The sequence below is a fragment of the Microcoleus sp. Aus8_D2 genome, assembly GCF_036702665.1.
Classification (GTDB): Bacteria; Cyanobacteriota; Cyanobacteriia; order Cyanobacteriales; family Microcoleaceae; genus Microcoleus.
Window position 1 is genome coordinate 24,199 of record NZ_JAUBUN010000055.1, and the last position, 12,247, is coordinate 36,445.

Genomic DNA, 12,247 nt, shown 5'->3' on the forward strand with positions numbered 1-12,247 from the left:
TTGAAGCAAAATAGTACAATAAAAACCCCAATTATTTGACTTGGGGTTTTTATTGCAACTTTTGTTAGGACAAAATCTATTTAGTTTCTGGCATCAAACACTTATCAGAATCACACCCAGCAGGCCCAGAATCCATCATTTCACCCATGTCATAACGCCTCAAAGCTACGTGGAAAATTTCACTTTCGCGACGCGATAAAGCTTCTGCAACCATCTTGGTGTAAGTTTCTTTATTTATCGGTTCAAATGGCAAACGTGGGAAAGTTTCCAGAGCATCAAACCGCGCTAAAAGTGCTGCGGAAATATAGCCTTCGTCATCGCGAATCGCTTCGTAAATCCGAGTACCCAAACTTTCAACTTCATTTTCCCGCAATTCAATCGTCGCTGAAGTGTTGTGTCTGACATAGAACTTTTGCACTTGCATATAAAAGTCCATTTGGGCGGCTGCTGAAAACTTGTTAATGTCAATCTCATCAGCACCGGGCAAGTCAGCCCAACTTACAGCAACGGGTATTTCTACCAGCCATTCCGTGCAGCGTTCATCGAAGGGATTGTTGAGCAAATTGCCGTTTTCATCTTTGTCAGATTGGGACGGAATCACGTTGTATCCGTAGTCGATGCAGGCGAGGGCTACGGGGTCGTTTTTGCGGAAAGTGATTCGGCGAATAAAACGCTGGGCTTTGGGCGGATGCCAGCCCGGAGAAGCGCCTGTGAGCAGAGATTTGGTACCGGATGGTTGTACGGTTGTGCAGCGATTGGGGCGTTTTAAGGAATGGCGATCGCAATAATCCCATACTACCTCATTCACAATCTCCCGCCAACCAGTCAAATACTCTTCTTCCCGCTGTTTAAACGCAATTCCCTGGGGAGTTTGCGGGCGGCCTTCTACCCACCAGCGCAGCCACTCCACGCCGAAAGCATGAACGAAGAAATCGAACAATCCAGTAAATGATACGCCAACAATCGGGTCTAATTCGCGGCTGTACTGGTAGCGCGGTTCGAGGAATTTGTGATTGAGAAGTACCGCGACAGATAGAGCTCCTGCTTTGAAAGCTTCCTCCTGTTCTTTGAAATTGTAAGGGTCAATTTGATTGAGGTGGATCTCAGACAAATTGCAGAAAAAATTTGAGCCAATTATTTCTCCACAGGGGTTTAAACCTACACGAACTAACCGATGATCTAATTCTTCATCAGTCAGCTTGGGATAGTGTTCCTGCAACCACTGTTTCGCTTTTCCTTGTGCGTAAGCTTGCAAAAATTCAACTTTAAGACTCGGCGTTGAAAGTAAGTCAACATTGGATCTAGCTACAGCTTCACCAGCCCATTGAATCGCTCCTTCGCCGCTGTAATACTGTTTGCGGACAGCATCAATACATTCTTCTAGTGTAGGTTTGCTATGAAAAACACGGGTATGATTTGCCATACGAAGGGCATCGCGCTCTGGATCGATTCTCCAGTTGCCACTTTCATCTTGCTGCCACAAATTGTTTTTAGCATTTGCTCCTAGTTCATCACCAGATTCAAATTGACGCATTCCCGCGCTGTTGTGTGTTAAATAACCATCGCAGTAAAAACAGTGAGCTTTTTCGACTTCAATGTCATAAGTTTTGACATGATCGTAGCTTCCCAGCCCTTTAACGGTGACTGGAATATCTAATGAGATATCAGCCTCAGCGATATACCGTTCGTAATTAGCATCAATGGTGCGAGAACCTTGGAATCCCATATCTCGCATTTCGCTGTAGGTGTGAGCCTCTCGCATGATTGCACCCGGAACAGTGAAGCCATACATTTTCAGTCCTTGGCGTACTTCTCCCTTAAGTGAATGAGGCGAAATCAGAGCGTTATAACGTTCTTTGAGTGCTGGAATCGTCAATTGGTACTTAATTTGCCATCCCGGCTGTTGGGGATAAGTTGTGGTAATTCTGCCAGCGATACCCAAGCTGGATAAAACAGCACTAATTTGTCTGACAAATGACCGATAGACTGAGGTAACTAAGTGAGGGGGACGGCCGTTAACAGTGCCGTCGCTATCCATTAATCCAGCTAGATAAGCTGCCCGGATATCTACTGAACCCTGCAAAATCCAACTAGGAATTGTTAGGGGAATATTTGGCTGCTTGATGTAGCGATGGAAGTATTCAGCTAATCGAATGGATGAACAAATGGATTTTGCAGTGTTTTCCCCCTTGATGACCCCATGAACAGCACTTAAGCCAAATAAAGCTAAAGCAGAATTGATTTTAGCTTGAATTTTAGCTGTGAGTTCTGTCTCCAAGCTGTTCGTCGCCCATTCTACACGCCCATAGGGCTTACCGTGTTTATTGCGGCCAAGAGCCACATAACCATCACCGTGGGTAAACCCGATTAACCAAGCAACTTCGGCTGTCAGTTGGGGAACCACAAAGGACTTAGCTGTACGACTTTGTGAGGGTCGAGATTCTGTAAAATCAGCAGGGAGATGGGTAACTGTTCCAGGTAGGACTTGGGTGTTGTGCAGGAGGCGATCGCCTTCAGTTAAACTCGCAACTGATTTCCACACAATACCACCTCGAGCATCTGCTAGGACTGCTTGCCGATGGTTTAAGGTTGCTCTAGGATAAGTGGCATTGGTTTCAATTTCGTAGACATCTTGAAATCCCTGGTCGAATTTATCAACAACTCGCTGGAATCCGAGAGGAGTTTGCACGAGGTCTCCCACTTGCACATCACAAATAGGAACAAGACCTTTTGAAGTGTGAACTAAAGCATCTTCGGGGAGACAGCGGCGAATGTTACCGGCAACTATTGTGACCGCAGCTTCGTCAATTAATACGCAGCATTCAACTGAATTTAACTGCCGCCCTTGAGCTTTATTTAAAATTGCCGCGCACCGCTGGTAAAGGTCGGGCAATTTCACCGGATTTGCTACTCCGCCAAAGCCTTTTAAAGGTTCTCCCACCGGGCGAACGTCGCTCAAATCGATGAAGATTTGCACTTGTTTGGCAAATCTTTCATCTGTGGATAATTCCAGCAAAGCTTGATAGGATTTTACCCAACCTTGGCGGGAATCTCCGACATAAATAGTGGCGGTTTTTTCGTCTATTTTTACTTCGGTTTCTTGGCGGCGGGATGCAGCGGGTGTCGAGCCAATTTCGCCTTGCACTGTTACGGTTAAGCGGTTGCGAATTGGTGGCAGTCGATCGATATATTTTGGTTCCAAGACTGCGCCGGTGCCGCAGCCCATCATTGCCAAATCCATCAACAAACCAAAGGCCCGCCAGTCGAGAATGTTGGTTGAGGAACAGTTATAGGCGCCGGAAAAGTTCTCTGGCTGTTCGATCCATTTGCTGCCGCCTACCCACAGCCAGCGCCCTGAAGCGAGGGTTTTGAGCTCGTTTTGCATCCGGTGCAGCAGTTGTGTTTCTTCGGAGGTGAGGTTTCCCAGCTTCTGTAAACCCTTGACGGTTCGATCGCACACTTCGGCCCAAGTCTCCCGCCCTGTCTCGGTACGGCGGCTGTAAGTCCTGAAAAATACTGGATTGGCTGCGGGTGCTGTTTCGGGGAAATCGGACAGGTGACGTTTTTCACTGGCACTCGATCGCTCTAATTCTCGAACCATAGGTTGTGTACTGACGTGTCGGAATATATCAAACTACGAATATACAACAGGATTCAGATTTAGGGTAAAAGCTTGACAAATTTGACAATTTGCACTATATATGGGGCTTCGGACTCGGGAAGCCCGATCGCGCGATCGGTCAAAAACTTCATAAAAAAACCCGATTTCTGCCAGAACAGTCCTGGACGCATGGACGATCGAAGAAACCGGGTTTTTTGCCGAATTTGCGGGCTGCGGCGAATAATTTTCGTAAAAAACCCGGTTTCTGGCTACCCACGGGCCCAGGACTACAGAAACCGGGTGAAGCGCAAATGTTGTCACTTGTCAATTATTGGTCAATAAAAACTCAATATTGGGTAACAGCGGGTCTTGAACAACGCCCACACCGTTAAAGCCCCAACGTTCGAGCAGCTTTTTCACAGACGAACCGGGAATCGATTCTACTCCAAATCGATCGGCAACATCGGCCGCGTGAGCATTGAGATAGCTCAAAGCGTCATAGTCTTCGCGAAACATCAGCAGGTAACTCACCGCCGAATCTGGATTGGGATTTGCGGAGAGATATTTGCCATCCGCCCGGGAACGTAGCAAGTAAAAAACTTGGGATAACATCTTATCTTTTTTGTCAAAATAATATGTTACCTCAAATTGGGAATTGGGCATTGGGAATTGGGCATTGGGCATTGGGAATGGGGAATGGGGAATGGGGAATGGGGAATGGGGAATGGGGAATTGGGAATTGGGAATTGGGAATTGGGAATTGGGAATTGCCCAAACGATTAGACTTGCATTGCATAAATCTTTGAACGATCGCGAAACCGGAGATGCAAGGTAGAGCGACGCAGATATTTTGGGAGCATCAAGCGTGCAAGCATTTATAGTGCTGTCCTCGCTCGCGTATTTATAATACGCGAGCGAGGACAGCACTCAAAAGAACTCTTGCAAAAGTCTTTTTAATCAAATTTTAGAACGGGCAAGATGCCCGTTCCACATAAAAAAATATTTATGTGGAACGGGCATCTTGCCCGTTCCTAGCTATTTTTGCAAGATATCTAAAGAAAAAATGTTTTACAAAACTGAGACGCTCCCGATATTTTCCAGATAAGAGAGCGAATAAATGCAATGCAAGTCGATTTGAGATTGCCCTAAACTCAATCTAAAATCGCTGGAATTTAGCATTTAAATCAAAGTCAGTGCCAAACCTTTAATCGATCGCCCGTCGCCAATCTGACCGACGATCGAAGCCCGACCAGTCGTCAGATTAATATTGTACAGGCTCGAAACTCCGCCAACATCGATCGCAGCCAAAGCCGTCTCGTTGCCGCCAACACTCCTGATATCAAAGCCAAGGACGGTAGAAGCGTCAATTCCCAAAGATCCGATCGTATTCAACACTCCATTATTCGGCGGATCTTGCCGCACCAAAACATCCGAATTGCTGTCAATTACAAACAGCGTTGTCGAAGTCGCCCCCGCAAAGTTATTCACATACGCAGCCCCTACACCCGCAGGAGGATTTCCCGAATTGCGATCGTCCGCCCGGTAAGCCAAATTCCCGTCGAGTTGAATTCCCCCCGTCAGCGTGTCTGAATCCACAATTGCCCCCGTATCCGGGTTGAGGCGGGCGTTTTGACCCCCTTGATTGACAAACCGAATGCGATCGACTGTCGGATTGAAATCGAAACCCACAGCCCCCGGAGTTAGGGGAACGGCGAATTGTCCGCTACCGACTTGACTTGCAGCCCCAGTCACCGGATCGATCGCGTACAATCGATTGCTAGAACCCACACCGTAAAGCAAACCGTTAGCAGGGCGAAAATCTATTCCCAGCAAAGTTTCTCCCGGCTGCAATCCCGTAACTGCCGCGTCGCTGAGAATCGCCCGCGGCGCCGCCTCGTTAAAACCGACAATTGTTTCAGCGCCATTTCTGACAGTTAAGGCGTAAGCTGTAGGCAAAGGCAAAGCCAAACCGTTAATCTGTCTTCCGTCGGTAATTTGACCCGCGAAGGAAGCTTGACCGGTCGTCAAATTGATATTGTACAAGCCCGAAACGCCGCCGACTTCCAGTGCCGCCACCGCGACCTCGCGGCCGCCAATACTTCTGATATCAAAGCCGAGAACGCTAGTAGCATCAACTCCCAAAGATCCGATCGTATTCAACACTCCATTATTCGGCGGATCTTGGCGCACCAAAACATCGGAATTGCTGTCAATTACAAACAGCGTTGTCGAAGTTCCCCCGGCAAAATTGTTAGTATACGCAGCCCCTACACCCGCTGGAGAACTTCCAAAATTGCGATCGCCCGCCCGGTAAGCCAAATTCCCGTCGAGTTGAACTCCCCCCGCCAGCGTGTCAGAATCCACTATTGCACCAGTATCTGGATTGAGGCGACCGTTTTGACCTGCTTGATTGACAAACCGAATGCGATCGACTGTCGGATTGAAATCGAAACCCACAGCCCCCGGAGTTAGGGGAACAGCAAATTGCCCGCTACCAACTTGATTGGCTTCCCCCGTTTTCGGATTGACAGTATACAAGCGATTGCTAGAACCCACACCGTAAAGTATGCCGTTAGCAGGACGGTAATCAATTCCCAGCAAACTTTCTCCTGCTTGCAATCCAGTCACGGGCAAATCTGAGATGACATTTCCCGGATTAGCAAGACTAAAACCGACAATCCGATTATCGGGAGTTAAAGCATAAGCCGTTGTCAGCGGTGGAGGCGGGGGATTGGGAACAATGCTGCTAATATTGGTAGTGAAATCTGTTTGGTCGATCGAGTTTCGATTAACACCTCTGAGGATAGCCAGAAATTCTCCTGTTACCCGGTCTTGAATCACAGTATCATTTCCAGCGTCCAGAATATTCAAGTCGCTAAAATTGAGATCTCCCGCCAAACCAATTAAATCTGTGCGATCGGCAAAATCTGCGATCGTGTCAGCATTTGCCAAGTTAACACCCCCGCTGGTACGAACAGGATCGGCATCAGCGTAGCGCCTCAAAACAAATACGTCTGCCCCGTCTCCGCCGATCAGGATATCAGTATCTCGATCGCCCGACAAAACATCATTACCAGAGTTTCCTGAAATGGAATCGCTGCCTTTCCCGCCCACTAAAAAATCGCTACCTTCTCCGCCGTTAATAGTATCGCTCTCTAAATCTCCAAACAGCGAATCTTGACCTGAATTGCCCTCAATTAAATCGCTTTGTTTTCCTCCAAAAATGCTATCATTCCCAGAGTTTCCCGCAATGGTGTCATTGCCCGCAAAACCAAATATCGTGTCATTTTCTGGAGTCCCTGCTAGCAAGTCTGCTTGTGCTGTGCCTCTAATTTCTGCCACAATCTCATCCCCCTATAAATTTGACACTTCCGCCACCTTTAGGCAACAGAATTCTCAGTAGAAAAATTACCAAATTCGCAGCAACGGCTAATTCTATCGAAATTTTTTCGGTTTGAATAGCCGATTTTACGATCAATATTATACGCAGCTCAAACAATTAATAAATCTCCCTCTAGAGATATATAAAATCGTGCCAGATACATACAGCAGATTGCAGGTTTATGAGGTACACGGGGCAATCCCATGCCCCATGCCCCATGCCCCATGCCCCACGCCAGACTGTACCTCATATTGCTAAAAACTGCTGTATATATGCGCCTATATATAACCGGGGACGGCGACAGCGCAACTGTCAATCCCCAAGCTGAACTTTTTAGCAGTGCGAACTTATGAAATTTTGTACTGCGTTCATTAGTAATATACGCTGACGCTCTAATTTTGGATCTGTCCCATCAGAAATAATTTTTTATTTAACACGACTGACAAACAAACTCTGTCAAACTCGTTATTCCAGTCGTTGGGTGGGGGCAGGTTTATGAGATTATCGGTTGTAGGCAATTATTGTTGGCGAACCTGCCCCTACGAAACTGGCGCTATATCATAACGAATCGAGTAAGTTGAGTTTCATAGCTTATTGGGGAACTAGATATTTTTGTTCAAGCTTTTAACAGTAAACAACTGTCAACTGTCAACTGTCAACTGTCAACTGTTTAGCAGCGCTTTAGAAGCAGATTCTCCGGCGACTTTTAATTGCGATCGCAATTTGAGATTCAACAACACCAACACAGTCCACTGGCTGAGTATAGAAAACAAAATGGTATTTCCCGATGCTGTTAAGGAATGCGAAAACACAAAGCTAGCAAATGTTGAAGACAACCATAAAAAAGGAGCTTTTTCGGGGGTGAGCGACAACATCTGTAAAATCAGAGGTGGCAATAAAATAGCGCTGGCGACAGTGCCTGCTGCCCAAATTTCCCGATTTCGATTTTTTGCCAATAGGAATAGTTGGGTGATAGTTGCGTAAATTAGAATGAGATTGAGGCAGCAAATTACGCACCAAAATCCTCTTATACCAATCCCTCCAAACAGCATCAAAGGTGTTAAAATGATGACTGAGCCGAGGAGATTAATTGCGATCGCCACTACAGCCGGACTTTTTTCACTCCAAATCAAATCGAGCAGTGGGTAGCGCCGCCACAAATTCTGACTGCTGGGAACGATTTGTTGTCGATACCTCGCCCAATCGTACAAAGATTGTCTGTCAGATGTTAAAGCCGCAATTAAAGCTAAGAACATCAGCAGATTAAACAGTAGTAAACAGGCTAGATTATCATCATAACCTGATGGACTTACTTCGACTGAAAACCCTAACATTATTACCTGACAACAGATAACTACCAAGTAACTTTGTCGCTTGCTCAAAACTGTAGCACTAGGATTTGGAAAGCGGCGCTGCCATCCCTGCCATAGCCAATAGGTTCCCGTACCACAAACCAATAAATACAAAGCAAGAAAGATCGCAATATTTTCAGTGACTGGCAAGTAAAACCATTGCAACTTGTTTATCCCGCTTAATCCGAGCAAGGAAACGTAACACATAACAAAAGCCATACCACTAGCCAACCAAGGTTGAAATCCTCCCAACCAACTCGTTGTTAATCCAAATAGCATCGCAGCACTGTAAAATAAAGCACAGCTAGCTGCAACTGCTATATAGAAACAGAAAAAGAAACAGAAAATTTCATTCAAGGGTATTTGAGCAGCCAATCCACTGTATAAGTGCAGCGGTACTGCCAGAATCGCTGCTAGATAAAGTAGAATTGGGACGCCCAGAATTTTGCCGATAAAAATTGTTTTAGCAGACTGGGGACTGAGGCGAATAAAGTTGAGCGTGCCGCGTCTTTCTTCCTTATCTAAATCGCTGACAAGCAGATAAGTTCCTGCTACTAATAAGGCTAGTACGCTTAAAAGGCTCAGCCACATGAATATCTCAAACCACCACTTCGGCCAGTTAATGACAAAGTTGCCCAAGGCATCTCTGACACACTTTGGCTCATAGGAATTGGGATCGACATTCTTGAAAGTACAAAATCTGTTAGTGATGCTGTAAGTGTACTCCCCACGAGGGGGAGCAACGGGTATCTGGGCGCTCCAATACATGAACAGCAGCAGTTGACCGCAGAGGGAAAGGGCAGAGGCGATCGCAATATTGCCAATTTTCCAGCGGCCTTTGATTTCTCGAAATAACTGAGGATTCCAGTTGCCGATTCGATCGAGTAAGTTGAGTATCATGGTTTATTGGTGATTAGTTATTGGTAATTCTCTCCCTTCTCTTCCTCTGTGCCCTCTGCGCTCTCTGCGGTTAAATCATTCCGATCCAACCGTCAAGGATGTAATTAACCGTTGATTCTGGCAAAGAGCAAACGAGCAAATTAGGAAGCTTGCTGGTGTCCCATTTTGAGGAAAATGGTTTCTAAATCTTCTTGAGTGCAGTGGAAATCTGTTAGCGGAATCTTGGCAGTAACGAGTTCCCGTAATAAATTGGCTGCATCTTCTTGACTTCCTGAAAAGTGAGCGCACACCTGTTGAGTTTCCGGTACTATTTCCCAACTCTCTACCCAAGGAAAGTTTTTTAATTCGGATGTTAGTGCTTCTAAATAGCCTCCTAAAACTGACATGAAAATTTGCTGGCGACTCAGACGTTTGTAAAGTTCTTGTAAAGGTGCGCTTTCGACCAGATATCCGAGTTCCATGATGCCCACGCAGCTACAAAGTTCGGCTAAGTCGCTGAGGACGTGAGATGATATCACTACGGTCATCCCGACTGATTGCAAGGTTTTGATAATTTCGCGAAACTGCATTCGGGCGATCGGATCTAAGCCAGAAACAGGTTCGTCTAACAACAGCAACAGCGGTTCGTGAATAATCGTTCTCCCCAAACTCAGGCGCTGTTTCATCCCCCGCGAAAGGGTAGAAATTAAGCTGTTCCGCTTGTTAGTTAACTGCACGAGTTCTAAAACCGAGTTGATTCGCTCTCGGCGGCGCGGTTGCTGGAGGTTGTAGAGTCGGGCAAAATAATCTAAATAATCCCACACAGTCAAGTCGTCGTAGAGGGGAAAGTCATCGGGAAGAAAGCCGATGCGTTGTTTGAGAATTGGGTGCGATCGATCGCGCAATAACCGATCGCCATTGATGTATATTTCCCCTATAGTCGGTTCTTCAGCGGCCGCCAACATCCGCAGCAAAGTAGTTTTCCCAGCACCGTTAGGGCCGATGAGCCCGCATACTTCGCCTGCTGCTACTTGCAAATCGATGTCATTGACTGCTATATGGCGATCGAATTGTTTGGTGACTCCGCGAGTTTCTATTGCTAGTTGTTTTGCCATGTTTGGAGGGTGAATGAAGTTTTATCGGTGCATTCCTGGAAATAATAGGAGTTATATCGAGTCCGATTGATTTGAGGGGATTCTTCGTGGGGGAGGGCGGGTTTATCTAACCTGTCTGCAAACTTTAAGCCTACTGGCGAACCCGCCCCTACAGCTAATGGAGAATGCTGCAATATCTCAGATAGATCCGATCCGTTATTACAAACGCCATGTCTTGTATGGGCAGGTTCACCGACAATAATTGCCGAAAACCGACAATCTCATAAACCAGCCCCCGCCCGACGACAAATCGCTAATCTACCGGACAGAATATTACGCACCAACACCAAAGAAACCAGGTTTTTTGTAGGCTTTTAGGTGTTATAATTCAAGTATTCCCAAAAAAAACAGTTTCCGATCACCCGTGCGTAAATTGCCCCGATCGGGGTAGGCCCGCACCATCCACTACCCCTACAAATCTTCATGAAGGATTGAGAGTTATTATAGATTTAAGTCTGCACGGAAAATTCCTCTGGATCGATACCCCCATTTACCCAGCGAATTGCCTCCCTAGCCGATGTCAGGTTAGGCGGCACTCTCAAAGCGTGAATGAATCCCGTACTCGGACAAGTCATTTTTAACAAACAAATCGGCTCGACATCGGCTTTATCTATTTGTAATAGTGCATATTCCTGCCAACTATCTATTTGTTCTGCTTGCAACTCTTGACAAATGCGGTCGTAACCAATTGCTTCAATTAAAACTCGCCGAACTTCGGCATTAAATTCAGTTAAAAGCCATTTTGATTGCCATCGATCGGAGTGAATTTGACCGTATTTTTCAGGCAATCTGACGCCGTGATAATAGTAAATTTTCCATCCATCCGCAAACTCAATGGCAGGTTCTCCTTCCGCGTGCAAGCGGTTTTGACTGTCAAAGCGAAGGTGGCGGGGGCGATCGCACACATAACAAATTTTTTCAAAGGGAAATATCAAACCGCAATCCTCGAAAAGCAGCTTTTGGGAGCGAAGTATTTTTTGTGCTTTTTCCGAAATATTGACGCCTAATGTAGATATATACAATTCAGTTAAATAGATTGCCTTAAACAAATTCGTGGGAGTTTCAGGGGATTTCAGGTGTGACAAATAACTCGATGGGGACAATGATGTCGTGAGGATTTCAGGGGATTCTAGGTAGGAAAAAAAATTATCAAAATCATCAAGATCATCAAAATCCTCAAAATAATCCCCCATAGTTGGTTCCGATAGCGCATATTCGTTAACCAATTCTCTGATTAGGGAACTCAGTGTGCTGTCCACTTCGGAGTCGATCGTCATTCTATCGAACTCATACTTCCACACCGCCGGACTTGCAAATTCTATCACAGGGGACATCCATTTCTGGTCTAGATTTTTCCCCAATCTATTGCTGTATTCGTCTGAGCAGTTTTGTGAATGGTCGCGTTTGAGCAAGTTGAAGATTTGGAGACAAACGTCGTGGGGACTGCTGCAAATAATAACTTCTGGTTTTTCTAGGCCAATAGCGGCATAGGCAACTTTGATGGCTTCTGTGGCTTTTTGAGCATCAATTGGTCTAGTCGAGAGAGTAAGACGTTTCTGTGCGAGTTCACCTAATACGCACAGATCCGTAATTTGATTGTCGTAGAGATCCAGTTTTGTCAGATTGGTGAGCTCGCGCAAGGCGCTGATATCGGTAATTTGATTGTCGTAGAGATAAAGTCTTGTTAGATTGGTGAGCTCGCGCAAGGCGCTGATGTCGGTAATTCGATCGCAGTTGAGAGTCAGTTCTGTTAGATTGGTGAGCTCGCGCAAGGCGCTGATGTCGGTAATTCGATGATCGCAGTAGAGATAAAGTCTTGTTAGATTGGTGAGCTCGCGCAAGGCGCTGATGTCGGTAATTCGATCGCAGTTGAGAGTCA

7 protein-coding genes and 2 pseudogenes are annotated in these 12,247 nt (G+C 46.0%); 1 reads left to right on the forward strand and 8 read right to left on the reverse strand.

All coding sequences use genetic code 11. The annotated features are described in order from the left end of the window. Nucleotides 1–76 precede the first annotated feature (76 nt). Complete coding sequence (nrdJ, locus tag QUB64_RS28915; RefSeq protein ID WP_333274412.1) at nt 77–3,601, reverse strand: ribonucleoside-triphosphate reductase, adenosylcobalamin-dependent; 3,525 nt, start codon at nt 3,599–3,601, stop codon at nt 77–79. Between the two features lie 324 nt (nt 3,602–3,925). Beyond that, entirely contained in the window at nt 3,926–4,213 is a 288-nt protein-coding gene (locus tag QUB64_RS28920; protein WP_332943657.1) for a hypothetical protein, read from the reverse strand. 23 nt (nt 4,214–4,236) lie between these two features. On the opposite strand from QUB64_RS28920, the gene QUB64_RS28925 reads away from it, so the two are divergent. Beyond that, nucleotides 4,237–4,407: a hypothetical protein gene (locus tag QUB64_RS28925; RefSeq protein WP_333274409.1), complete on the forward strand. Its 171-nt coding sequence runs from the start codon at nt 4,237–4,239 to the stop codon at nt 4,405–4,407. Nucleotides 4,408–4,780: 373 nt separating this feature from the next. On the opposite strand, the gene QUB64_RS28930 is transcribed toward QUB64_RS28925, so the two are convergent. From QUB64_RS28930 to QUB64_RS28955, 6 genes and pseudogenes are all read right to left on the reverse strand, one after another. Beyond that, entirely contained in the window at nt 4,781–6,943 is a 2,163-nt protein-coding gene (locus QUB64_RS28930) for a DUF4394 domain-containing protein (protein ID WP_333274406.1), read from the reverse strand. Between the two features lie 149 nt (nt 6,944–7,092). Next, on the reverse strand, nt 7,093–7,233 hold the full coding sequence (locus QUB64_RS28935) for a hypothetical protein (protein WP_333274403.1): 141 nt from the start codon (nt 7,231–7,233) through the stop codon (nt 7,093–7,095). Nucleotides 7,234–7,645: 412 nt separating this feature from the next. After that, nucleotides 7,646–9,235: a hypothetical protein gene (locus tag QUB64_RS28940; protein WP_333274401.1), complete on the reverse strand. Its 1,590-nt coding sequence runs from the start codon at nt 9,233–9,235 to the stop codon at nt 7,646–7,648. A 140-nt stretch (nt 9,236–9,375) separates the two neighbouring features. Beyond that, the gene (locus QUB64_RS28945; RefSeq protein WP_333274398.1) at nt 9,376–10,329 is read right to left on the reverse strand and encodes an ABC transporter ATP-binding protein; all 954 of its coding nucleotides are present in this window, start codon (nt 10,327–10,329) and stop codon (nt 9,376–9,378) included. A 488-nt stretch (nt 10,330–10,817) separates the two neighbouring features. Further along, nucleotides 10,818–11,321: pseudogene (locus QUB64_RS28950) on the reverse strand (DUF6745 domain-containing protein); the annotation flags it as partial. Between the two features lie 678 nt (nt 11,322–11,999). Beyond that, nucleotides 12,000–12,209, reverse strand: a pseudogene (locus QUB64_RS28955) (leucine-rich repeat domain-containing protein); the annotation flags it as partial. Between the last annotated feature and the right edge of the window lie 38 nt (nt 12,210–12,247).

Coding starts and splice junctions, on each gene's coding strand:
- QUB64_RS28925 (WP_333274409.1), top strand. CDS start 4,237: ATGTTACCTCAAATTGGGAATTGGGCATTGGGAATTGGGCATTGGGCA.
- nrdJ (WP_333274412.1), bottom strand. CDS start 3,601: ATGGTTCGAGAATTAGAGCGATCGAGTGCCAGTGAAAAACGTCACCTG.
- QUB64_RS28945 (WP_333274398.1), bottom strand. CDS start 10,329: ATGGCAAAACAACTAGCAATAGAAACTCGCGGAGTCACCAAACAATTC.
- QUB64_RS28920 (WP_332943657.1), bottom strand. CDS start 4,213: ATGTTATCCCAAGTTTTTTACTTGCTACGTTCCCGGGCGGATGGCAAA.
- QUB64_RS28940 (WP_333274401.1), bottom strand. CDS start 9,235: ATGATACTCAACTTACTCGATCGAATCGGCAACTGGAATCCTCAGTTA.
- QUB64_RS28935 (WP_333274403.1), bottom strand. CDS start 7,233: ATGAGGTACAGTCTGGCGTGGGGCATGGGGCATGGGGCATGGGGCATG.